We start from the raw sequence: 22,587 nt of genomic DNA on the forward strand, positions 1-22,587 counted from the left end.
CGTCGCTTCACCAACGCGCGCCGTCTTGTCTGCCGCACCTGCACTGTGCGTGGTGCTGTTCCAAGCGGGCGTTGGAAGCCAGTGTGTAATTGGGATGGTCCTCCGCCACCAGCGAGTTCACGCAACCGCGATCCCCGTGGGCGGTGGTTGTCTTGGCTCTCCCCCCTCTCCGGCCCGGCGGTACGGAACGTGAAGGACTCCTTGTTGAACTCCTGAAAGCACTTAAGGAATCGGCCGCGGGTCAAGCGCGGGGAGATATTTTAAGAAGGCGACTGCGAGCGTATCTCTCCCCTCTCACCGTCGCGCGCACCGTTGGACTGCCATGAGAGTGTCACCGCAGGTGTGTGCGCCGTGGAGGGAGCTCGGAGATGCGGGGAAAGCGTTCCCCACCAGTCGCGGATAACTATACCGCATCCTTCCCCCGCGCTCACACTGACACGGCTAAAGTAGTGCGCATGCTCTCCACAATGCAGGATATCCCGCTGTCCCTCACCCGCATCCTGGAGTACGGTTCCTCCGTCCACGGCCAAACCCAGGTCATCACCTGGCACAGCGCCAATCCCGGCAATGAACGCGAGGAAACCACTTTCGCTGATGTCGGCGCCCGCGCCGCCGCCTTCGCCCACGCCCTGCATGACACGCTCGGCATCACCGGTGACGAGCGCGTGGGCTCACTGATGTGGAACTGCGCCGAGCACCTCGAAGTGCTTTTTGGCACCGCCTGTAAGGGAGCGGTGTTCACCCCGCTCAACAAGCAGCTGATGAATGATCAGATCCGGCACATCATCAACCACGCTGAGGTCCGCGTCATCGTCGCGGATTGTCGCCTCGCCGAGCAGCTAGCCCAGGTTCTGGAAGGTGTGGACTGTGTGCGTGCGGTGGTGTTTACGGGCGTCGGCAAGCCCAGCACCGCTCTGCCGGGCAACGTTGAAATCTACAGCTACGAGCAACTGCTGGATGGGCGCTCCACCGTGTATGACTGGCCGGTTTTGGATGAGCACACCGCCGCCGCACTGTGTTACTCCACCGGCACCACTGGTGCACCAAAGGGCGTGCTCTACTCCCACCGCGCTCTGTACTTGGAAGGAATGCAGCTGCGCTCCTCCGATTCCCTGTGTGTGACCCACGGCGAGACATTCCTGTGCTGCATCCCCATCTATCACGTGCTGAGCTGGGGTGTTCCCTTTGCGGCGTGGATGACGGGCACGCCGCTGGTGCTTCCCGACGCCGACGTCTCCCCCGCCACCCTGGCCAAAATCATCGCCGCCACCTCCCCGCGCGTGGCCCATGGCGTGCCCACCATTTGGATTCAGCTCTTCGTGCACTACCTCAAGAACCCGCCTGAGCGCATGACACTGACGGAGATCTTCGCTGGCGGCTCGCCTGTTCCACCGCAGCTCATCAAGAGCTGGGAAGAGCGCTACGGCGTGGACGTGGTCCACGTGTGGGGCATGGCGGAAACCACCACGGTGGGCACGGTGGCCCGCCCGCCCTCAGGCGCCTCGGGCGAGGCTCGCTGGGCCTACCGCATTTCCCAGGGGCGCTTCCCGGCCTCCTTGGAATACCGCGTGGTCAATGACGGCCACGTGGTCAACACCACGGACCGCAACGCTGGCGAGATTCAGGTCCGCGGCAACTTGGTCACCGGTTCTTACTACCACTCGCCCGCTTCGGAGGACGGCGGTGCTGCCCACGAGTTCCGTGGCAAGGATGTCGAGGACGCGGACTCCAAGTTCACGGCCGACGGCTGGCTGCGCACCGGCGACGTCGGCTTCGTCACCGAGGATGGCTTCCTCACCGTGGAGGATCGCGCCCGCGATGTCATCCGCTCCGGCGGTGAGTGGATCTACTCCGTCCAATTGGAGAACCTCATCATGGCCAACCCGGTGGTGCTGGAATGCGCCGTCATTGGCTACCCCGACAAGCAATGGGTCGAGCGCCCGCTGGCTGTCACCGTGCTCGCCGCGGACATCAGCCCCACGATTGAGACCGCCGAGCGCCTGCGCAACGGGATGCGCTCTGAGCTTCCCTCCTGGATGCTGCCGGAGTACTGGACCTTCGTGAAATCCATCGATAAGACTTCGGTGGGCAAATTCGACAAGAAGGACCTGCGCGCCCACCTGGCGGAGGGCGAGTACAACATCATCCGGCTGAAGGGCCCGGGCGAGGCGCAGCGCCTCGATGCCGGAGAGGATGACGGGGAGGACTAGCCCCACCCCTCCTACTCATACGGCAGGCTTCGATCTAGACTTGCCAGCAATGTCCGCCCAACGATCCCAACCTTCGCCACACACCTCCGCCCCGCTGACGCTGCCATTGCCGCGCGTACGGGGCGCGGGGACTCCGCCCACGGACCTGCCGGCGCCAGGGCCCGACGGCCGCCGCGCGCTCGTGGATCGCTACGGCCGCCAAGCCCGCGACCTGCGTGTCTCCCTGACGGATCGCTGCAATCTGCGCTGCACCTACTGCATGCCCGCCGAAGGTTATGAGTGGCTGCCCACCGAACACACGCTCAGCGATGAAGAAACCATCCGTCTCATCCGCCTCGCGGTAGACAAGCTCGGCATCCAGCAGGTGCGCTTCACCGGTGGGGAGCCGCTCCTGCGCGGCTCCTTAGAGAAAATCATCGCCGCGACCAAAGCCCTGCGGACCGACGAAGGTACGGCACCCACTACTGCTCTCACCACCAACGGGCTGGGCCTGGATAAGCGCCTGCCGGGGCTGCAGCGCGCCGGGCTCGACCGCGTCAACATCTCCTTAGACACCCTCGATCCGGAGCTCTATGCCCGGCTCACCCGGCGCGACCGCCTAGCGGATGTGCTCACATCCATCGACGCCGCGCTGGCCGCCGACATGGACCCGGTCAAGATCAACGCCGTCATCATGCCGGGTGTCAACGAGTCTGCGATCCTTCCCTTGGCTCGCTTTTGCCTCGAACGCGGCGCGCAACTGCGCTTCATCGAGCAGATGCCATTGGGCCCACGGGAGGAGTGGGCGCGTTCCCGGATGGTCACCGCGGAGGATATCTTGGCGCGCTTGGCCGAAGACTTCGAGCTCACCCCGGCTAAGAAACCCCGCGGCTCCGCGCCGGCGGCACTGTGGTCCGCGGTCTCGCGCGATGGCTCCCTCCCCATAGGACACATCGGGGTGATCGCCTCCGTAACTCGGCCCTTCTGCGGGGACTGCGACCGCACGCGCCTGACCGCAGACGGCGCGGTGCGCAATTGCCTCTTCGGCAACTCGGAAACCTCCCTGCGCGACCTCATGCGCGCTGGCGCCAGCGATGAAGAGCTCGCCACCGCGTGGGCGGGTGAAATGTGGAGGAAATTACCGGGCCACGGGGTGGATGATGAAGGTTTCCTCCAGCCGGATCGCCCGATGTCCGCCATCGGTGGCTAGATTGGGTGCAATGACGAGTACCGGGACTGACTTAAGCATCGAGGAATACTTCGACCGCCTCCACGCGCTGGTCCGCGCCTTGCCTTCGGAACGCGCTGCCTTATCGCAGGGTCGCGTCCTGGCTGAGCCCCTCGTCGCCCGCCTTCCCCTCCCGCCGCAGGATAATTCGGCCATGGATGGCTTCCTCATTCCTCAGCCTTCCTCACCAGACAGTCTCACCGTTCCCTTCACTTTGCCTGTCGTGGGTGATGTGCCTGCCGGCGCGCCGGCCCAAACCCTGCCGCCCGGCACTGCGCTGCGCATCATGACCGGTGGTCCAGTACCCGCGGGCTTTGATGGTCTGGTCATCCCCGTGGAAGACACCGATATTCCACCAGGCCCCGGGCCACTGCCTGAGACCGTCACGGTGCACCGCCTTCCCGAGCGCAACCACATCCGGCGGCGCGGCTCCCACATCGAGGCCGGGCACCAACTAGCCGGTGCCGCCACGCTGGTGGACGCCTCCCTTATCGCCGCCGCCCTCTCCGCCGGCGTCGACACCGCCGTGCTCCACCGCACCCCGCGGGTGACCGTCATTGCCACGGGTGAGGAGCTGCTCAACGGCCAGCTCCCGGATTCCAATGGTCCGATGCTCGACGCACTCCTTAGCACTACCGGCCCCGTTGACATCGCCCGCACGGTATGTGGCGATTCACCCGTTGAGCTGCGCCGCCGCTTCGACGCGGCTGCCGCTGACTCCGATCTCATCGTCACCACCGGCGGGGTTTCCGCAGGAGCCTTTGACGTGGTTCGCGCGGTCGTTGAGGATGCCGTGGAGCGCGGCTCATATTGGTTCGGACACGTCAACCAGCGCCCCGGCGCGCCGCAAGGCCACGCGCTGTGGGACGGTGTTCCCGTGGTGTGTTTGCCGGGCAACCCGGTGGCGGCGTTCGTCTCCGCGCATCTCTACCTCACCCCGCTGATGCGTTCCTTGCGTGGGCTGCCCCGCCCCACCGGAGTTTTAGACCGGCCGCACCTGACGGCCGTCGCTGGGGCTGACTTCCCGCATCCGCACCGCCCGCTTATTCAGCCGTGCTCGATTGCTCTGGACGGAAGCATCACCGCCTTCCCGCCGCCTGGACCACGCATGCGCAGCCACCACGTTGCAGCACTGCCCGGCACGCAAGGTTTCGCGCTGCTGACGAGCCCCGTCACCACAGGGGAGCAACTTACCGTCTACCCCTACTAGCTTCACGGTGCTTCACCACATCCCCCACCCCTCCGTTGTTGCCAAAGATCGCGCCTCTAAACGCCGGATCGGCCCACTCTTCGTCAGATAGGCTAGGTCCACCCAAGGAAAGGACCCGCTGTAGCCATGAAGTTCACTCACCTTAATGAGGCCGGCTCCGCCTACATGGTGGACGTCACCGATAAGAAGCCCACCGTGCGTTCCGCCACCGCCCAAGGCGAGGTGGCCTGCTCGCCGGAGGTCCTCACCGCGCTGCAGGAAGGAACCGTGCCGAAGGGCGACGTGCTTGCGGTTGCTCGAGTGGCCGGTATTGCGGCCGCCAAGAAGGTCCCGGATCTCCTACCGCTTGCCCACACCATCGGCGTGCACGGGTGCGCGGTCGACATCGAGCTGCGCGAAGACCACGTCTTCATCGAAGCCACCGTTCACACCGCCGACCGCACCGGCGTGGAAATGGAGGCGCTGACCGCGGTGAACGTTGCGGCGCTAGCTCTCATCGACATGGTGAAAGGCGTGGACCGCTCCGCTTATATCCGGCGCTGCGGCATCACAGCGAAGTCCGGCGGCCGCTCGGGTGATTGGTCCCGCGACCTGCCGGGTGAGGAAGGATAGTGAACAATGTCAGGTGTCATTATTTTGGCGGGTGGGCGCGGCACACGCATGGGTGGTGTGGACAAGGCAAGTATCATTCTCGCCGGTGAGCGCCTCATCGACCGCCTCCTGCGCCAGTTGCCTTATGATGCGCCGGTGGCGGTTGTCTCACCCTATCCCCTAGGGATGCCCCAAGTATGTGAAAGGCCTCTTTTCGGCGGGCCAGCCGCGGGAATCGCCGCGGGCCACGCCGCGCTGGTTGGTGCCGCAGAGTCCACGACCGCCATCTTGGCCGTCGATGCCCCGGATTCCCCGCGTATGCTGCCTGTACTCGAACAGGCCTTAGAAAGCTCCGGCGCTGATGCCGCGGTGGCCACCTTCGATGGGCGCCTTCAACCGCTGTGTGCACTGTGGCGCACCGAGGCCATTACCCGCGCTCTGCACGAGCTCGGCAACCCCCGCAATAAGTCAGTCATGCGCTTACTGAGACTCGCGAAGAACATCACAGAGGTCGAAGGCACCGCCGCAGTACGCGATATAGATACCTTGGACGAACTCCGCGAGCGGCGAGCTACTCAACGATGATCTGCCCGTGCTGGCCCTTCTCTGCGTTCGTCATGAGGTGGTTCACAAAGGAGTAGGTACCCGGCTCGTTGAAGGTCATCTCCACGAATCCGCCCTGGGCGGGCAAGAGGTCCAGCGCCTGGGAGCCGGAATCCTTCGCGCCCTTAATGAGGTAGGCGCCTTCCTTGTACACGGTGTCGAATTGCTCGCCCACGACGTGGAAGCTCAAAGGAAGATCGGGGCCCAGATTAACCAACCAGATACGCACGGTATCTCCCACCTTGGCGCGCAGCGGTGCTAAGCCCTCGTCGTATTGATTGGGATAGTAGTTGAAGGCGGTGAGGTCATAGTCGCCATTGCTGACGCGCTGCGCATCCGCACCTTCAGCTTCCTTGCCCGCGGTGGCGAGGAAGATTTCGCTGGCCGTCATGACGTACTCCGCGTCAACGTCCCCCAGTCCATCCTCACCACGCGGATCGATGATGACTGCTCCTGCCATGCCGTTGGCAATGTGCAAGCTCATCGGCATCGTTGAGCAGTGGTACATCCAGATACCCGCCCTGTGTGCCACAAACTCATAGGTCAGCGACTCCCCCGGCTGGATCGTCTTCATGTTCTTATCCGGGTTGACTTCACCAGCGTGAAAATCCACCGAGTGCCCCATCGAGCCCTCGTTCTTGATGGTGATGCGGAATCTATCCCCCACCTTGCCGCGCAGGGTTGGGCCGGGTGCCTGCCCGTTGAAGAGCCAACGGGTTTGGCGCACTCCTGGGGCGACCTCAGCTTCCTCTTCAGTCATCACCCACGTTTCCTCGTGAAGGTCGCCTTCCGCGGGGGCAAGGGAGGCATCGACGGCGTCGAAGCCCTCGCGTGCCGCCATGCGCTCGGCTGCTGAGGGCACCGTCGCCGGGGCACCAGCAGTGCCCTTGCTTGCCGACGCCCCCGCATGCTCATGGTCCCCAGATGCTGGCTCGTCGACGTTGACCATAAACGTCATGCCTTGCATCTTGTGCCCAGCGATCGTGCAATAGCCTTCCACGGATTCATCGATGACTCCGGCATCGAGTTGCACGGTCTCGCCCGGCTCTACCCGCCCGGTCTCCTCACGTCCGATCTTCAAGTCATGGACCTGGTCGCCCGTGTTATGGAAGTTCACCACCAGGTGGCTGCCCGCAGCCACGTTGATAGAGGACGGAACAAAGGCCATGCCGTCGACAGAGACATCCACAGTGACGGCATCGGCGGAAGCTACCATCGCCGGATCTTGTTTGCCTATCCGCGAATTGGTCACTGCCAGTGCAATGACCGCCACCAAGGCAACAATGATGATGAGCCAGGATGCCCACTGTTTCTCAGAATGCTCCTTTTTAACGGGCACGCTTGACATGAACTTCTCCTTGAGATGACGAGACGGCCCACACTAGGGCCGCACAATTGGCGATGAGGCCTAGCCCCATCATGATAAGCCCGGCGAAGGACACGCCAGTAATGCCAGTGAGGCTCAGCACGCCGCCAAGGTTGATGAGCGCTACGCGCACGAACCCTGGAAGGTGGCCCCGCGCGGGATGAGCAGCCCCGGCCAGGATGGGCAGCATGTGGTGGAGTACCCCGGTCACGAGCTGCAGGAGGCCGGCGCCGACGAATGCGGGTAGCAGCAGCAACGTCACCGCGCGCGGGTAGGCCCCAGCAAGAGTGGCCGCCGCGTCACCGGCACAAAGTGCCAACATCCATACCAGTCCCGCCATCGCGGACACGCTTGCCGTGGTTTTCACGCCACCAAGCGCGCCGGCGAGTACTGGCTGAATGATGAACACAGCGGCAAGGACGGTGAGTAGCTGCGCCATGCCGGCGGCGCGGGTGAGCCCGGAGGCGTCGGCAAGCATGGCCACCCCCAGCCCCACGCAATGCACGGTCAATGCTCGACCACACCGGGCCCGGGCGGCTGATGAAATTGGCGTTCGGGTCAAGGTGGGAAGCAGCGTGACGACGGTGCCCACGATGGTAAGCAGAGCAAATCCCCACACCATCCCTCGTGAGTGCGCTGCTACCAACAGCGAATAGTTTCCTATCCCGTGCGCAGCCAGGATAACCAACAGCACAGAGACCACCATGAAGCAGGCCGCGGCCAGATAAAAGGGCACGGTGACTGCGAAAGAGCCAGAAAGAGAGCCTCGAAGCTTGGTCCATAACGTCCACAGGTGCCACGTGACTGCGACGATGACGAGTGAGGAGCCAATATCCGCGAGCATTCCCCAGTCGTAGCCGGCGCGATCAACAAGTAGCAGAACCAGCCCCACCTGCACCAGGCCTACCCGCGCGCCTACCCTGTGGAAGCCGGCAGCCGGGGTGCGGGTCAGTGCTTCCGTGAAGTGGGTACTAAACACCAGGATGGCGGTGGTCAGCGCTCCGAGAGTAAAAGGATGAATGAGGTCCCACCACACCACGGGTGCTCCCAGATAGTTCGCCACGGTGATTCCCACGCCCACCGCGATCCACAAGGCAACCAGGCTAAAGGCGATGGTGTGCCAGCGCCGGCGAGCAGTCAAGGAGACGTCGCGCAGAGGCACATCTGACATTTTTATTTGCACGGATATAATCGTAGTAAATTGCTTGTAGGGGTAGCAACGCCCGCTCCCCCTAGAAAATCGAAAAGGAAAAGATCAATGAACTTGCCGCTTATCGACGCCTCCAAGGGCCATGACATCCCCACCCTCAACGCCTCCGAAATCCCTCACGCAGTGCGCCACGGCGCCATCCATGGGGCACTCGGCACCCTCAACGTCGGCGAAGCCATGATCCTCATAGCTCCGCACGACCCGCTTCCGCTGCTCAACGAGGTGGACCAGCGGGAGGAGGTTTTCGCTCGCGAGTATCTTAAGAAAGAACCAGAAGACGTCCACATCAAATTCACGCGAACCGCCTAAAGCTTCCGTAAGCTGACTGACCATGCACCTCGCAAAGATTGCAATCCCCGTCATCGCCGCCGCGCTGACTGTTGCCGGTTGCGCCTCTGACTCCGAAGAGCCCTTGCAGGTGTTTGCTGCATCCTCGACAAGAGTGTTGAATGACGAGCTTGCTAGCGCCTCCGGGACTCCCCTGGCTTTCAACAACGGCGGCTCTTCTGCTTTGGTGCAGCAAGTCGATGAGGGAGCGCCCGCAGACCTTCTCCTCACTGCTTCTCGGGAGACCATGGAGAATGCACTTGCTCAGGGCAGCGTGGAGACGCCCGTGCCCTTAGCAAGCAACGTCATGGTTATGGTCGTGCCGAAAGGTAATCCCCAAGGACTGCGCTCCGCAGCAGACCTGGAGCCCTCGGCACGCCTAGTTCTCTGTGACCCGAGCGTGCCTTGCGGAGCCATATCCACGCGCATTATGAAGGCCAATGGCTGGCATCTGCACGCATCATCGTTGGAGAGCCAAGTGGCTGATGTTCTGGGAAAGGTTGCCTCCGGTGAAGCGGACGCCGGGTGGGTCTATTCCACCGACGCCGCCGCCAGCGAGGACGTCGAGGCTATTCCGCTCGACCACGCGGAAGACTTCCGCAATGAGATCATGGGCGCTGTGGTGGCTTCTTCATCCCGGCATGAAGAAGCCCAAGAAGTCCTCTCGCTTCTCGCGTCGGATTTTGACAGCACCTGGGAACAATTCGGCTTCACTCCGGTGAACTAGGTGTCGGGCATGATTCTGCGCGAACAGCGCCAACGAGCCCCTTGGCCGGTCATCGCCGCTGGCGCGCTCGCAGCTTTCTACATTCTCGCCCCAGTCCTCGCCTTGGGAGTGCGGGTGCCCTGGGGGCAACTCTCTGACACGCTGAACTCTCCGACGACCCAGGATCTTCTCCGCGTCAGCCTGTCCGCGGCGGCGTGGTCTACAGTGCTGTCCACGTTGCTGGGCACCTGCTTGGCGCTGTGGCTGCAGCAGCTGCACCGCGTCTCCCACCTGGTGAGGCTGGTGGTCTACCTCCCCTTGGCCATGCCTCCCGTCGTGGGCGGCTTGGCTCTCACTGCGCTGCTGGGGCGCCGTGGGCTGCTTGGTCCTGTTCTGGAGCAGGCTGGACTGCACGTGTCTTTCGCCTTCCCGGGTGTCGTGGCAGCCCATGTCTTCGTCACGCTTCCCTTCGCGGTGGTGGCGGTGGACTCCGCGCTGCGGCAACTCGATCCTGAGGTCATCGCCAGCGCGCGCGGCATCGGCTTGGGAGCGGGAACCATCCTTCGGCGCATCATTCTCCCAGCCATCCGCCCCGCTGTGTTCACCGGTGGTGCGCTGGCTTTCGCCCGCTCACTGGGTGAATTCGGAACAACTATCACCTTCGCTGGTTCCCTGCCCGGCTCGACCCGGACCATGCCGAGCGGAATCTACCTAGAGCGCGAGGTCAGCGCGGACAACGCCTATGCCCTTTCCGCCGTGCTTATTGGAATAGCCATCCTTACGCTCACCGCGGCCGGAATGCCCCTGCTGCTACGCCGCCGCGAGCCGAAGGTGCGCATGCTCAAGCCGATGGATCCTGCGGCACTTCGCGATGCCACCACCCCTGTGGACTCAGCCCACGATCTTTCCGTAACTATCGGCAACGCCACCACCACGTTCCGGGGCGGGCACGTGACCGCGGTGGTCGGGCCCAACGGTGCCGGAAAGACCACGCTTCTGCGTTTCATTAGCGGGCGACTCCAAGGGGCACACACCAACGCCGAACGCGTGATCATGCTTTCTCAAAACCCTGGGCTGCCTCCCACTGCCACCGTGGCTCAAGCGTTGACGATGGTGACCAAAGACCCGCAAAGGACAGAGGAACTGCTCAACGCCGCCGGGCTGCAGGAGCTGGTCCATGTATCCGAGCTTTCCGGTGGTCAAGCCGCGCAGGTTGCCCTTCTCCGCGCGCTGGCGGCGCGCCCGGCTGTATTGGTTGCGGATGAACCCTTCGCCGCCATGGACGTAGAATCCGCCGCGCGTTGGCGCCACGTACTGCGCCTTTCAGCCGCTGACCGTACCACCGTCATCGTCACCCACAGCCGCGTGGACCTCGACACGCTGGCGGACGACATCCTGGTGATGGAAGCCGGCAACATCATCTCTCAAGGCCCCGCGGAGCGCCTACTGGAACAGCCCCCGACCCCCTTTATGGCAGAGCTGGCGGGCGTCAATGTGCTTCGCGGCTACCACCAGAATGATGCATTTCAGCCAGCTCGCAACGGCGAGCACTGGGCGGCCTTTCCCCAGACTGCGCTGCGCTTCGATCCCGCTGGCGCACTGAGCGCCACCATTGTGGCCGATCTGGGCGAAACCACCCTTATTGACATTGACGGCCAACGGCTCACAGTGGGCCAGCCAGCACCCCACAACGCCCCCGGGAATAAGGTGTCCGTGGCCCTCAATGCAGACGCCCTCACGGTCTATACCCGTACTTAATCCATGGGATTTTACCCACGTCGTCACGCAGATCGTGGCGCCTCTGAGCACCGCAATGGGAGAAATTCAGTGCGCCGGATGTAGGATCCTCATAGAGTTTTGCAAGGAGTCACAGTCATGTCCGCATTTGCTACGCCTAGCCCCCGCTCCTCCAGCGAGCTTTTTCCTGACACGATGAAGCTCTCCCCCAAGCAGCGCGACGTCCTCTCGGTCTTGCAGAAATTCCCGCAAGGAGCACGGGCTGCAGAGATTGCTAAGAAAATGGGCATGCATGTCAACACCGCGCGCGGCCACCTGGATGAGCTGGTTCGCGCCGGCGCGGTGCGGGTAGTTACTGCTCCAGCGCAAGGCCGCGGGCGTCCCTCCCTGATCTTCCAAGTACGGGTGCCCGACAATCGTTCAGTGGCGGAGGAATACGTCACGCTGATTAGCGTCTTAGTCAAAGCACTGGCGGATAAAGATCAGCTCAATGACTTTTCTTCCGAGCAAGCGCGAGAGATCGGCCGCGCTTGGGCGAAGGCCACGGCCACCGACCACGGTGCTGAGGCGCTGGCCCCGCTCTACCGGACGATGCGCGATATGGGCTTTGACCCGGTAACCTCGGTGGAGCAATTCACCGAGGAAGGCCGCACCACCGTGCAACTGCACGCCTGCCCATTTGTCAGCGCCGGTGTGGAGCCCTCCCCCTTTGTCTGTGCCATCCACGATGGCTACTTGGAGCAGGCGGCCGCCGATTCCGGTGGGAGGTTAAGCCTGAAACTGATCCCAAAGTCCGGAAACGGCGTGTGCCGAATCAACGTGGAAAATGAAGCTAGCTAGCCTAACCGCGCTCGACGGAAACCGGCCCGGCGACCTCCAGCTCCAGCACGCGCAGGTTCTGTCCGCGGGCATCCTCGAGGATCTCTTCCTCGATGGGCTCGGTGTGGAGGACCATGATGGTGGGGCCGGCACCGGACAGGTAGGCGGCATAGCCGCGGTTGCGCAGGCGGTTGACCCACTCCGCGGTAACTGGCAGCACGTCAGCGCGATAAGGCTGGTGCAGACGGTCGCGGGTGCCCTCCCACAGCAGGTCCGGATACGCGGTCAGAGCCGCCACGTTCACTGCGGTGCGGGAGACGTTGAAGGCGGCGTCGGCATGCGTGACGTGCGAGGGCAGCACGCGGCGCACGGCCTGCGTCGAGGCGTGGAAGTCCGGGACCAGGGCCGTGGCCTTGATGCTTGGGTGAACCTCTAAGGTGGCGGCGCGGTACTCCGGAAGCGAGCGGCCGTCGACAGGCACGGTGGTCCAGGAGACCACCGCATTGCCCAGCACGGAGGCCGCGGCGTTATCCGGGTGACCCTCAAACGCCGAGGACAGCTGCACGACCTGTTCCTCCGAGAGCGGGAACCCCGCCAGGCCGTTGCCCGCGGCAACACCTGCCACCGCGGCAGACGCTGAGGAGCCCAAGCCACGGGACTGAGGGATGTTATTCGTGCACACCACGCGCAGGCCGGAGACTTCAACGTCGGCAGCCTTGAGCGCAGAACGGATGGCCTTGACCACGAGATGGGAGCCGTCGCGCGGCAGCTCTTCGGCGCCCTCGCCGAAGATTTCTACCTCCAAGCCGGAGCGGGTGACTTCTACCTCCACGGTGTCGTAAAGGCTCAGCGCGATGCCGAGGGTGTCGTAGCCGGGGCCCAGGTTGGCCGAGGAAGCCGGGACCTGGACGGTGACCTTGGTACCTACTTCGATATCGATACTCATTGTTGTACCTAAGACCCTTAGACGCCGAGGCGGATGACGGAGTGGACGGCCTTGACCTCATCGAGCTCGCCGAGGGCGGCGACGATGTCCTCAAGCACCGCTTCCTTCGCCGCGTGGGTGACCACGATGAGGCGAGCGGTGGCGTCGCCGTCTTCCTGGCGCACGGTGCGCAGGGAGACCCCGTGTCGGGCAAAGACACCGGAGATGGCAGAAAGCACGCCGGTGCGGTCTTCAACTTCCATGTCGACGTGATAACGAGTTTCCACTTCTCCGAACTCCGCAATAGGTAGGTTGGCGTAGGTGTTCTCCCCCGGCGCACGGCCGCCGTGGACAATGTTGCGTGCCGCACCGATGACGTCACCCAGCACAGCGGATGCCGTGGGGTTACCGCCGGCGCCATTGCCGTAGAACATCAGCGAGCCAGCAGCCTCCGCCTCGACGAAGATGGCGTTATAGGACTGGCTGACCGAGGCCAGCGGGTGCTCCTTCGGGACCAGCGTCGGGTGCACGCGGGCATTGACGGATTCCGCACCGGTCTCCTCATCCACGAGGCGCTCGCAGATGGCGAGCAGCTTGATGGAATAGCCGGCCTGGTTAGCGGCGGCAATATCGTCCGCGGTGATCTTGGAAATGCCCTCGCAATAAACATCGTCGAAGGTCAGGCGGGTATAGAAGCCCAGGGATGCCAGGATGGCGGCCTTAGAAGCAGCGTCGTGGCCCTCCACGTCCGCGGTGGGATCGGCCTCGGCATAGCCCAGGCGGGTAGCCTCAGCCAGCGCATCCTCATAGGAGGCACCGGTGGACTCCATCGCGTCCAGGATGAAGTTGGTGGTGCCGTTGACGATTCCGGAGATGCGCTGGATCTTGTCACCGGCCAGGGAGCGGCGCAGCATGCCGACGACCGGGATGGCGGCGGCCACGGCGGCTTCGAAGTACAGGTCAACGTCGGCGCGGTCGGCAGCCTCAGCGAGCTCATCCGCGTGCGCGGCAACAAGTGCCTTGTTGGCGGTGACCACCGACTTACCGGCGTTGAGGGCGGCGAGGACAAGCTCGCGCGGGAAATCAATGCCACCGATGACCTCGACGACGAGGTCGATATCATCGCGCAGGACAAGCGCCTTGGCGTCGTCGGTCAGCAGCTCCGCCGGCACGCCTGGACGCAGCTTGTTCTTGTTGTGCACGGCGACGCCGCGGATCTCCACGGGACCGCCGATGCGGTGTGCAAAAGCGTCAGCGTTCTCCTGCACGAGGCGGAAAACCTCAGCGCCCACGGTGCCAAATCCAAGCAGCGCGATTCCTACGGGTTCGCCTTCGGGCTTCTTGCTACGGTTCGTCGTCGTCATGGTGTCCCCTTGTTGAAATTGCAAAAGATTCTTACGTGCTAGCCCATCACTATACAGAACGAGCTGTCTATATCTATACGATATGGCCGGCACAACGCGCGACCGGCCATGTCTTTGTGAATAAAATGCGGTGAGCTGTGGCAACGCCGCGCTAGTCGACGTCCAACGCCAGCAAGTCCTCCACCGTTTCCCGGCGCAGCATGAGCGAGGCTTTGCCGTCACGCACGGAAACGACTGCCGGGCGCAAAGCGCCGTTATAGCGCGAGGCCATCATGTACTGATAGGCACCGGTGGTGGCGAAAGCGAGGAGATCCCCGGTAGTGATATCCGAGGGGAAACGGCGCTCGTTGACCAGAATGTCGCCGGACTCGCAGTGGAAGCCCACGATGCGCGAATCTACGGGCTCGCCCTGGGTGCGGCGGTTGACCACGCGCACGTCGTACTCCGAGCCATAGAGCGCCGGCCGGATGTTATCGGACATGCCACCGTCCACGGAGAGGTAGCGGCGCATCGGCAGATCCGCCTTGCCGGTCTCCACATCCTTGACCGTGCCCACGCGGTAGACGGTGACCGCGGAGGCCCCCACCAGCGAGCGGCCGGGCTCCACCAACACGAAAGGCGGCTTGATGCCGAGCTCAGTAGCGGTGCGCTCCACGGCGTCGAGCAGGTCCTTGGCCAGCGTGGCGACGTCGAGTGCTTCCTCGTATTCCATGTAGGGAATGCCGAAGCCGCCGCCCAAGTCCAGCTCCTCAAGGGCAACGCCGAGCTCGGAGTGAATGCGCTTATATAGGCTCAGCACGCGCTCGGCGGCCAGCTTGAAGCCATCGGCATTAAACACCGAGGAGCCCACGTGGCAGTGCAGGCCCACGAGCTTCAGGTTCGCGGATTCCAGCACCGTGCGAGCGACATCGAAGGCGGCGCCGGTGGACAGAGAAATGCCGAACTTTTGATCCTCATGAGCCGTGGCGATGAATTCGTGCGTGTGGGCATCCACGCCAGGCTTGACGCGGATCATCACCGGCTGCACACGGCCAGCGGCCGCGGCGATGCTGTTGAGACGCGACAGCTCCTCCGCGTTATCCAGCACCACATGCCCAATCCCCTCGTTGACGCACAGCTCAAGGTATTCGTCTTCCTTGTTATTGCCGTGCGCGGTCATGCGCTCCGGTGGGAAGTCCGCAGCGAGCGCCAGCTTGGCCTCGTTGAGGGAGGCCACGTCAAGGCACAGGCCCTCCTCATCTACCCAGCGCACGATGCGCTTGGTGATGAAAGCCTTGGAGGCATAGTGCACGTGGTCAGGACCGCCGAAGGCCTGGGCCATGTCCCGGCAGCGCGAGCAGAAATCCTGCTCATCAAAGACATAGAGCGGGGTGCCGTATTCTTCGGCAAGGTCGGTCAGGGAAACGCCGCCGATAGAGACCACACCATCGGAATCACGAGCAGCGTTGCGCGGCCACACGTGGGCCGGAAGAGAATTGAAATCAGTCATCGATACCTTTTCTTACATCTTCTCCGGTGCGCTAACCCCGACCATGGTCAAGGCATTGGCCATGACCTGGCGGGTGGCGCTGGCCAGAGCGAGGCGTGCGGAGTGAATCGGCTCGGTCTCTTCACCAGCCTTCGGCAGCACCTGGCACTGGTCATAGAAGCGGTGGAACACGGCGGCAAGCTCCTCGGCGTAACGCGCGATGCGGTGCGGTTCGCGCAGCGTGGCGGCGGTGGCCACAACCTCGGGGAACTCGCCTAGGGTGCGGATGAGGTCGCCTTCCTTCTCGTGGGTGAGGAGGTCGAGGGGGCCGTCGGCAAGCGCGGCGGTGTCGAAGCCCAGCTCTGCTGCCTTGCGCAGGATGGAGCAAATACGGGCGTGGCCATACTGCACGTAGTAGACCGGGTTATCCGCCGACTGGGAAGCCCACAGGCCCAAGTCGATGTCCAGGCTGGAATCCACGGAGGAGCGCACCAGGGAGTAACGCGCGCCGTCGACGCCGATAGCCTCGACAAGGTCATCAAGGGTGATGACGGTGCCGGCACGCTTGGACATCTTGACCGCCTGGCCATCGCGGACGAGGTTCACCATCTGGCCGATGAGGACTTCGACGGCCTCCGGGTCATAGCCCAGGGCCTGGGCCGAGGCGCGCAGGCGAGCGATGTAGCCGTGGTGATCGGCACCGAGCATGTAGATGGCGAGGTCGTGGCCGCGGTCGAACTTATCGGCCACGTAGGCGATATCGCCGGCGATGTAGGCGGCGTTGCCATCGGACTTGATGACCACGCGGTCCTTGTCATCGCCGTATTCGGTGGACTTCAGCCACCATGCGCCCTCAGCTTCGTAGAGCTTGCCGTTGTCCTTGAGCTTCTGGATGGCCTTCTCCACGGCACCAGACTCGAAGAGGGAGTTTTCGTGGAAGTAGACGTCGAAGTCCACACCGAACTCGTGGAGGGACTCCTTAATCTGGGCGAACATCATTTCCACGCCCGCCGAGCGGAAGGCCTCCTGGACCTCGGCATCGGCGCCGTCGAGGGCGTCCGGATTCTGCTCGAGGACTCCCTGTGCGATCTCCTTGATGTAATCGCCGCCGTAGCCGTCCTCCGGGGTGGGCTCGCCCTTAGCTGCGGCCACCAGCGAACGCGCAAAGCGGTCGATCTGTCCGCCGTGATCGTTGAAGTAGTACTCGCGGGTCACCTCCGCACCAGAGGCTTCGAGTACGCGGCCCAGCGAGTCGCCCACGGCAGCCCAGCGGGTACCGCCCAGGTGGATCGGGCCAGTCGGGTTCGCGGAGACGAACTCGAGGTTGATCTTCTTGCCCTGGTAGGTGGTGTTGCTGCCGAAGTCTGCGCCGGCATTAAGGACCTGGGCCACGATGGCTCCCTGCGCCGCGGCAGCGAGGCGAATGTTAAGGAATCCCGGGCCCGCGATGGAGGCCTCATCGATGGCGTCGTTGCCGGCGAGGGCGTCCGCCAACCACTGCGCGAGCTCGCGGGGCTGGGTGCCAGCCTTCTTGGCTACCTGGAGTGCCAGGTTGGTGGCGTAATCGCCGTGCTCCGGGTTGCGCGGGCGCTCGACGGTCACGGTCTCCGGCAGGACGGAGGCGTCCAGCTCATGCTCGGTGAGCACGGCGGCGGCGGTGTTCTTGATCAGGACGGAAAGATCTTCAGGATTCATAGGGCCAAAGTCTATCGTCTCCGCCGCTGGGAGGCGCTATCAGGTCTCAGAGGTTAGCAAGGTCACTCACCCCCATCAGGTGAACAATGCAGCACAGCAAAGCAGCAAGTTCTACCCTAAAAGGCGTTAACTGAATCGATCCAACCTTTCGCCCTCTCGCTCGGCTGACACATGCGGTGCCGCATCCTGGGGACCTCCACGGGGACGCCGGCGGGAGCCAACTGGAATTGAGCTTTATGTCAACCTTCAACATCACCACCGACGCCATCGCTGGCAACGTCGGGCTCACCGCGCTGGTGTCCACGCTGCCGCTCATCGCGTTCTTCATCATGCTCCTGGGGCTCAAGGCCCGCGCCCACACCTCGGGCGCGGTAGCGCTTCTCGTAGCGGTTCTCATCGCCATTTTCGGCATGGGCATGCCAACCGGCATGGCTTTGTCCTCCGCGGTGCGCGGCGGGCTCTTCGGGCTCTTCCCCATCGTCTGGGTGATCATCACCGCCATCTGGTTCTACGAAGTGACCGTGGCTTCCGGACGATTCAATGACCTGCGCAAGACCTTCGATCTCTTAGGCGATGGCGATATCCGCATCCAAGCCATCCTCATCGCCTTCTGCTTCGGTGGCCTCTTGGAGGCCCTCGCCGGCTTCGGCGCTCCCGTCGCGATTACGGCCACCATGATCCTGGCCTTGGGTGTTAAGCCGCTCAAGGCGGCCACCACGGTGCTCATTGCCAACACCGCGCCCGTGGCCTTCGGCGCGGTGGGCATCCCAGTCACCACCGCGGGCTCGGTCGGCGGGCGCACCGCCGAGCAGACCGCTGACATCGCCGCGTTGATTTCCCTCCAGGTCCTGCTCATTGCCGCCGTCGTGCCTTTCTTCATCCTCTTTATCCTTGACGGCATGCGCGGTGTTAAGGAGGCCGGCCCCGCCGCGGCCGTCATCGGCATCTCCTTCGCCATTGCCCAGTGGGCCGCGGCTACCTTCTTCGCCTACCAGCTCACCAACGTCGTGGCCTGCATCGTCTCCCTCGGCGCTGGCTTCCTCTTCCTGCGTGTATGGAAGCCCAAGGGTGTCGACAGCCTGCGTGAGCGCATGGAGTTGCCCGCCCAGGAAGAGGTCACGGACCTCAACGGCAGCCGCATCTGGATGGCACTGCTGCCCTATGCCGTGGTTACTGCAGTCTTCGCCATCGCCACCGCGTGGCCAGCCATCTTCGGCTTCCTGCAGGTCAACGTTGCCTGGCCGCTTCTCGACGGCACCGTCTTCGACGCCGAAGGCCAAGCCATGGATACCGCCTTCAAGTTCAATGTGCTGGGCAACCCGGGCACCTTGCTGCTCATCTCCGGCATCATCGTGGCCATCATCTACATGGCCTTCAATGAGAACGGCCGTTACACGCTGGAGGCCTCCGCACCAGTGGCCAAATTCGGCGAGGTAGTCAACCGCATGAAGTTCTCCGCGCTGACCATCATCCTGGTCCTGGCGCTGGCCTACACCATGAACTACTCCGGCCAGACCATCTCCATCGGCCAGTTCGTGGCGTCCGTGGGCGGCATCTTCGCGCTCTTCTCCCCCGTCCTGGGCTGGATCGGCACCGCGGTGACCGGCTCGGATACCTCCGCCAACGCGCTCTTTGCCAACCTCCAGGTCACCGCAGCTGAGCGCATCGGTGTTAACCCTGACCTCATGCTGGCCGCCAATACCTCGGGTGGCGTCGTGGGCAAGATGATTTCCCCGCAGTCGCTGGCCATCGCCGCCACCGCCGTCCAGATGGAGGGCGAGGAATCCCGCATCTTCAAGGCCGTCGTGGGCTACTCTGTGGCCTTCCTCGTCGTCGTGTGCATCATCGTCTTCCTCATGACCAACGTGCTGGGCTTCTTGGTCCCCTAAAAAGGTTTAGCCACACAGTTCTACACCGCTAACTACCCCCAGATTCGGGCGTCTTCATCGCCCAGTCTGGGGGTTGACTCATGTCGGCCGCGACCGCTGCGAGCATCACTGCACGTTAGGAATTTCACAACATTAGTGTTGCGATAAAAAGCCAGGTAGGAGGGATAATCCCGTCTCGATAATGTGTGTTTTGGGCGGTAGGCTCAGAGGTACAAACTCGAAAAATGCCCAGTGCGGCTGTCCTGGTAGCGCGCATCCGAGTGCAACTCCGCTGTGCCCAGCACGGGACAAGCCTCATGGAGGCAGATTAAGGAGCGCTCACGAATGCGAATAGCATTGTTTTCCACCTGCATCGGTGATTCACTCTTCCCCGATGCCCACAAGGCCACAGCCCTCATCCTCTCCCGCCTGGGCTATGACGTCGTCTTCCCAGAGGAGCAGACCTGCTGCGGCCAGATGCACATCAACACCGGCTACCAGGAGCAGACCTTGGGCATGATCCGCACCTATGCGGACGCCTTCGCGGACCCCTCCATCGACTACGTCGTCTCCGCCTCCGGCTCCTGCGTGGGCGCCGTGCGCGAGCAACACGAGATGATTGCCAACCGCTTCGGCACCGCCGCTGATGTGGACGGCGCCAAGAAGGCAGCCGGCAAAACCCTGGATCTGCCGGAGTTTCTTGTCGACGTCGCCGGGGTCACCAACGTCGGCGCTTTCTTCCCGCACCGCGTGACCTACCACCCCTCCTGCCACGGCTTGCGCTTCCTCAAGTTGGGTGACCGCCCCTACCAGCTACTGAAGGAGGTCGAGGGAATCGACCTCGCCCCGCTGCCAAATGCAGAAGAATGCTGTGGTTTCGGCGGCACCTTCGCGCTCAAGAACGCCGAGGTTTCCGCGGCAATGGTCGGTGATAAGACCCGCCACATCCGCGAAACTGAGGCCGAGTACGTCACCGGCGGTGACTCCTCCTGCCTGATGAACATCGGCGGTGCTCTGGCTCGCCAGCGCTCCGGCGTGCGTGCTATCCACTTGGCGGAAATCCTCGCCTCCACCAAGGAACACCCGTGGACTCCTACCTCTGCGGCCTACTCCAAGGAGAAGATGCTCTAATGACTTCCTTCCTCGACACCACTCCTCCGCGCGCTCCTGAAGGCTACGGCAACCTGCGCGGCTCGAAGGCCTTCGTGCCGCTAGCTCACGTGGGCCTCAACAACGCCACCCAGCGCCGCAATCTGCACCACGCCACCACCACCATTCGTGACAAGCGCCAGCACGCCGTGGATGAAACCCCGGACTGGGAGCAGCTTCGCGACGCCGGCTCCGCACTCAAAGATGACGTCGCCATGCGCATGGGCGAACTGTTGGTTCAGTTCGAAGAGCAGGTGACCAAGCGCGGCGGCATCGTCCACTGGGCACGCGACGCCAAGGAAGCCAACGAGATCATCGAGGGCCTTATCCGCGAGACCGGTGAGACCGACGTGGTCAAGATCAAGTCCATGGCTACCCAGGAAATCGCGCTCAACGAGCACCTGGAAGAGGCAGGCATCCACGCCCAAGAGACAGACTTGGCGGAGCTCATTGTCCAGCTAGGTGAGGACAAGCCTTCCCACATTCTGGTCCCGGCTATCCACCGCAACCGCGCAGAGATTCGCGACATCTTTGTCAACAAGATGCCGAATACCGATGACTCCCTCAAGGCCGAGCCGGCGGAACTGGCTGAAGCATCCCGTCAGTTCCTGCGCGAGCAGTTCATGAAGGCCAAGGTTGCCATCTCCGGCGCTAACTTCGGTGTGGCGGAAACCGGCACCATCAACATCGTGGAGTCCGAGGGCAATGGCCGCATGTGCCTGACCCTGCCGGAGACCCTTATTACCGTGATGGGTATTGAGAAGCTGGCCCCGACCTTCCAGGACCTCGAGGTCTTCCTCCAGCTTCTGCCGCGCTCCTCCACTGCAGAGCGCATGAACCCGTACACCTCCATGTGGTCTGGTGTGACCGAAGGTGACGGCCCGCAGAACTTCCACATCGTGCTGCTGGATAACGGCCGCACCGCTGCTCTGTCCTCCCCCAAGGGCCACGAGGCACTCAAGTGCATCCGCTGTTCTGCCTGCCTGAACGTCTGCCCGGTCTACGAGCGCGCCGGCGGCCACGCTTATGGCTCCGTTTACCCGGGCCCGATTGGTATCTCCCTGACGCCGCAGCTGACTGGCATGAAGGACCACAACGATCCGTCGGCAAGCTTGCCCTATGCCTGCTCCCTGTGCGGCCGTTGCGACGAGGTATGCCCGGTGCGCATCCCGCTCTCCCAGGTCATTCTGGAAAACCGCTACCAGAAGGTCACCCACGCCACCCCGCCGGTCGAAGAGAAACTCTTCCAGGTAGTTGAGCTGGTGTGGAAGAACCCGAAGATCTGGAACCAGATCACCCACATGGTGGCGCTCGGCCGTGTCCTCGGCGGTTTCAACGGAGTCATCGACAAGCTGCCGCTGTTCATGTCTGGGTGGTCCGACGTACGCGACACCGCCGTTCCGCCGAAGAAGTCCTTCCGCCAATGGTTCGACACTGACGAAGCTCAAGAACTCCTCGCCCAAGCCAAGAAGGAGGGCATCAAGTGACCACCGCCAAAGAGGAAATCCTCAACCGCATTTCCGCCGCCCAGAAGCAGGCCGGCCTGCCGGACCACGTAGACATTCCGCGCGAGTACCAGAAGGAAGGCACGCTCAACGAGGATGAGCTGCGTGAGATGCTGGTGGACCGCCTCGAAGACTACAAGGCTGATGTGCACGTCACCGATGAGTCTGGGTTGAACTCCACCCTCGTGGACATCCTTAAAGAGCGCGGTTGCTCGAACGTCGTCTACGCACCCGGCATGGACGCTGGGCTTCTCGACGGCTTCGAAGGCACCACCACCCCAGACGACAACGCCAAGGACCCGCGCGAGCTCGACGCTGTCGATGCCGTGGTGACCGAATCCCACGTCACCTCCGCGCAGACCGGCACCATTGTGCTTGAGTCCAATGAGACCTGTGGCCGTCGCGCGCTGACCCTGGTGCCGGACCGTCACGTGTGTATCGTGCGCAAGGACCAGATCGTCTACGGTGTCCCGGAGATGGTTTCCCGTATGAACCCGGAGCGCCCGGCAACGTGGATCTCTGGCCCTTCCGCTACCTCGGATATCGAGCTCTCCCGCGTGGAGGGTGTCCACGGCCCGCGCGATCTTATTGTGGTGATTGTTAAGTAGTGTGACGTTCGGGGGCACC

At 63.2% G+C, this 22,587-nt stretch carries 19 protein-coding genes; 13 read left to right on the forward strand and 6 right to left on the reverse strand.

The genetic code is table 11. The annotated features are described in order from the left end of the window. Positions 1–455 precede the first annotated feature (455 nt). The 5 genes from QKE52_RS03690 to QKE52_RS03710 all read left to right on the forward strand — a co-directional run bounded on the left by QKE52_RS03690 (position 456) and on the right by QKE52_RS03710 (position 5,803). Positions 456–2,210, forward strand: a complete 1,755-nt coding sequence (locus tag QKE52_RS03690; RefSeq protein ID WP_049155160.1) for a long-chain fatty-acid--CoA ligase — start codon at positions 456–458, stop codon at positions 2,208–2,210. Positions 2,211–2,259: 49 nt separating this feature from the next. Next, positions 2,260–3,399 carry a GTP 3',8-cyclase MoaA gene (gene moaA, locus QKE52_RS03695; protein ID WP_347948173.1) on the forward strand — a complete coding sequence of 380 codons (1,140 nt, stop codon included), beginning with the start codon at positions 2,260–2,262 and terminating at the stop codon, positions 3,397–3,399. A 10-nt stretch (positions 3,400–3,409) separates the two neighbouring features. Beyond that, positions 3,410–4,627, forward strand: coding sequence for a molybdopterin molybdotransferase MoeA (locus QKE52_RS03700; protein WP_070511563.1), 1,218 nt, complete (start codon positions 3,410–3,412; stop codon positions 4,625–4,627). Between the two features lie 126 nt (positions 4,628–4,753). Then, positions 4,754–5,239 carry a cyclic pyranopterin monophosphate synthase MoaC gene (moaC, locus tag QKE52_RS03705; protein WP_049155083.1) on the forward strand — a complete coding sequence of 162 codons (486 nt, stop codon included), beginning with the start codon at positions 4,754–4,756 and terminating at the stop codon, positions 5,237–5,239. Between the two features lie 6 nt (positions 5,240–5,245). Next, complete coding sequence (locus tag QKE52_RS03710) at positions 5,246–5,803, forward strand: NTP transferase domain-containing protein (RefSeq protein WP_347948174.1); 558 nt, start codon at positions 5,246–5,248, stop codon at positions 5,801–5,803. On the opposite strand, the gene QKE52_RS03715 is transcribed toward QKE52_RS03710, so the two are convergent. After that, a complete protein-coding gene (locus tag QKE52_RS03715) occupies positions 5,790–7,169 on the reverse strand; it encodes a multicopper oxidase domain-containing protein (RefSeq protein ID WP_347948175.1) in 1,380 nt (459 codons plus the stop codon). The two genes, QKE52_RS03710 and QKE52_RS03715, sit on opposite strands and share 14 nt — an antisense overlap. Continuing rightward, positions 7,150–8,349, reverse strand: a complete 1,200-nt coding sequence (locus QKE52_RS03720; RefSeq protein ID WP_071409803.1) for a beta-carotene 15,15'-monooxygenase — start codon at positions 8,347–8,349, stop codon at positions 7,150–7,152. Before QKE52_RS03720 ends, QKE52_RS03715 begins: the two co-directional genes overlap by 20 nt. A 96-nt stretch (positions 8,350–8,445) precedes the next feature. Here QKE52_RS03720 and QKE52_RS03725 point away from each other — a divergent pair, with 96 nt between their 5' ends. From QKE52_RS03725 to QKE52_RS03740, 4 genes are all read left to right on the forward strand, one after another. Then, the gene (locus tag QKE52_RS03725) at positions 8,446–8,706 is read left to right on the forward strand and encodes a DUF2249 domain-containing protein (protein ID WP_071409772.1); all 261 of its coding nucleotides are present in this window, start codon (positions 8,446–8,448) and stop codon (positions 8,704–8,706) included. Between the two features lie 22 nt (positions 8,707–8,728). Further along, on the forward strand, positions 8,729–9,451 hold the full coding sequence (modA, locus tag QKE52_RS03730) for a molybdate ABC transporter substrate-binding protein (RefSeq protein WP_071409773.1): 723 nt from the start codon (positions 8,729–8,731) through the stop codon (positions 9,449–9,451). A gap of 9 nt (positions 9,452–9,460) precedes the next feature. Further along, positions 9,461–11,188, forward strand: coding sequence for an ATP-binding cassette domain-containing protein (locus QKE52_RS03735; RefSeq protein WP_347948176.1), 1,728 nt, complete (start codon positions 9,461–9,463; stop codon positions 11,186–11,188). A gap of 117 nt (positions 11,189–11,305) precedes the next feature. Further along, on the forward strand, positions 11,306–12,007 hold the full coding sequence (locus QKE52_RS03740; RefSeq protein ID WP_347948177.1) for a helix-turn-helix domain-containing protein: 702 nt from the start codon (positions 11,306–11,308) through the stop codon (positions 12,005–12,007). Position 12,008: 1 nt separating this feature from the next. Here the strand turns inward: QKE52_RS03740 and thrB are convergent, their stop codons facing one another. The 4 genes from thrB to argS all read right to left on the reverse strand — a co-directional run bounded on the left by thrB (position 12,009) and on the right by argS (position 17,438). Next, complete coding sequence (gene thrB / locus QKE52_RS03745) at positions 12,009–12,932, reverse strand: homoserine kinase (protein WP_347948178.1); 924 nt, start codon at positions 12,930–12,932, stop codon at positions 12,009–12,011. A 17-nt stretch (positions 12,933–12,949) separates the two neighbouring features. After that, positions 12,950–14,275 (reverse strand): homoserine dehydrogenase, encoded by a 1,326-nt coding sequence (locus tag QKE52_RS03750; protein ID WP_347948179.1) that lies wholly within the window; start codon positions 14,273–14,275, stop codon positions 12,950–12,952. Between the two features lie 151 nt (positions 14,276–14,426). After that, on the reverse strand, positions 14,427–15,764 hold the full coding sequence (lysA, locus tag QKE52_RS03755) for a diaminopimelate decarboxylase (protein WP_347948180.1): 1,338 nt from the start codon (positions 15,762–15,764) through the stop codon (positions 14,427–14,429). Between the two features lie 12 nt (positions 15,765–15,776). Next, the gene (gene argS, locus QKE52_RS03760) at positions 15,777–17,438 is read right to left on the reverse strand and encodes an arginine--tRNA ligase (RefSeq protein ID WP_347948181.1); all 1,662 of its coding nucleotides are present in this window, start codon (positions 17,436–17,438) and stop codon (positions 15,777–15,779) included. Positions 17,439–17,674: 236 nt separating this feature from the next. Between argS and QKE52_RS03765 the strand changes: the two genes are divergently transcribed. The 4 genes from QKE52_RS03765 to QKE52_RS03780 all read left to right on the forward strand — a co-directional run bounded on the left by QKE52_RS03765 (position 17,675) and on the right by QKE52_RS03780 (position 22,568). Continuing rightward, positions 17,675–19,327, forward strand: a complete 1,653-nt coding sequence (locus QKE52_RS03765) for an L-lactate permease (RefSeq protein ID WP_347948182.1) — start codon at positions 17,675–17,677, stop codon at positions 19,325–19,327. Positions 19,328–19,651: 324 nt separating this feature from the next. Further along, on the forward strand, positions 19,652–20,437 hold the full coding sequence (locus QKE52_RS03770) for a (Fe-S)-binding protein (RefSeq protein WP_070754403.1): 786 nt from the start codon (positions 19,652–19,654) through the stop codon (positions 20,435–20,437). Continuing rightward, positions 20,437–21,942, forward strand: coding sequence for a LutB/LldF family L-lactate oxidation iron-sulfur protein (locus tag QKE52_RS03775; RefSeq protein WP_347948183.1), 1,506 nt, complete (start codon positions 20,437–20,439; stop codon positions 21,940–21,942). The genes QKE52_RS03770 and QKE52_RS03775 overlap by 1 nt, the downstream gene beginning before the upstream one ends. Further along, entirely contained in the window at positions 21,939–22,568 is a 630-nt protein-coding gene (locus QKE52_RS03780) for an LUD domain-containing protein (protein ID WP_070443739.1), read from the forward strand. Before QKE52_RS03775 ends, QKE52_RS03780 begins: the two co-directional genes overlap by 4 nt. Positions 22,569–22,587 lie beyond the last annotated feature (19 nt).

Origin of the sequence: Corynebacterium sp. c25Ua_47, from assembly GCF_039907205.1 — a bacterium.
Lineage (GTDB): Bacteria > Actinomycetota > Actinomycetes > Mycobacteriales > Mycobacteriaceae > Corynebacterium > Corynebacterium hiratae.

What these genes read in the sequence shown, in the direction of transcription:
- QKE52_RS03765 (WP_347948182.1), top strand. Translation starts at nt 17,675, where the DNA reads ATGTCAACCTTCAACATCACCACCGACGCCATCGCTGGCAACGTCGGG.
- lysA (WP_347948180.1), bottom strand. Translation starts at nt 15,764, where the DNA reads ATGACTGATTTCAATTCTCTTCCGGCCCACGTGTGGCCGCGCAACGCT.
- QKE52_RS03740 (WP_347948177.1), top strand. Translation starts at nt 11,306, where the DNA reads ATGTCCGCATTTGCTACGCCTAGCCCCCGCTCCTCCAGCGAGCTTTTT.
- QKE52_RS03770 (WP_070754403.1), top strand. Translation starts at nt 19,652, where the DNA reads ATGCGAATAGCATTGTTTTCCACCTGCATCGGTGATTCACTCTTCCCC.
- QKE52_RS03735 (WP_347948176.1), top strand. Translation starts at nt 9,461, where the DNA reads ATGATTCTGCGCGAACAGCGCCAACGAGCCCCTTGGCCGGTCATCGCC.
- QKE52_RS03700 (WP_070511563.1), top strand. Translation starts at nt 3,410, where the DNA reads ATGACGAGTACCGGGACTGACTTAAGCATCGAGGAATACTTCGACCGC.
- argS (WP_347948181.1), bottom strand. Translation starts at nt 17,438, where the DNA reads ATGAATCCTGAAGATCTTTCCGTCCTGATCAAGAACACCGCCGCCGCC.
- QKE52_RS03725 (WP_071409772.1), top strand. Translation starts at nt 8,446, where the DNA reads ATGAACTTGCCGCTTATCGACGCCTCCAAGGGCCATGACATCCCCACC.
- QKE52_RS03710 (WP_347948174.1), top strand. Translation starts at nt 5,246, where the DNA reads ATGTCAGGTGTCATTATTTTGGCGGGTGGGCGCGGCACACGCATGGGT.
- moaA (WP_347948173.1), top strand. Translation starts at nt 2,260, where the DNA reads ATGTCCGCCCAACGATCCCAACCTTCGCCACACACCTCCGCCCCGCTG.
- thrB (WP_347948178.1), bottom strand. Translation starts at nt 12,932, where the DNA reads ATGAGTATCGATATCGAAGTAGGTACCAAGGTCACCGTCCAGGTCCCG.
- moaC (WP_049155083.1), top strand. Translation starts at nt 4,754, where the DNA reads ATGAAGTTCACTCACCTTAATGAGGCCGGCTCCGCCTACATGGTGGAC.
- QKE52_RS03775 (WP_347948183.1), top strand. Translation starts at nt 20,437, where the DNA reads ATGACTTCCTTCCTCGACACCACTCCTCCGCGCGCTCCTGAAGGCTAC.
- QKE52_RS03750 (WP_347948179.1), bottom strand. Translation starts at nt 14,275, where the DNA reads ATGACGACGACGAACCGTAGCAAGAAGCCCGAAGGCGAACCCGTAGGA.
- QKE52_RS03690 (WP_049155160.1), top strand. Translation starts at nt 456, where the DNA reads ATGCTCTCCACAATGCAGGATATCCCGCTGTCCCTCACCCGCATCCTG.
- QKE52_RS03715 (WP_347948175.1), bottom strand. Translation starts at nt 7,169, where the DNA reads ATGTCAAGCGTGCCCGTTAAAAAGGAGCATTCTGAGAAACAGTGGGCA.
- modA (WP_071409773.1), top strand. Translation starts at nt 8,729, where the DNA reads ATGCACCTCGCAAAGATTGCAATCCCCGTCATCGCCGCCGCGCTGACT.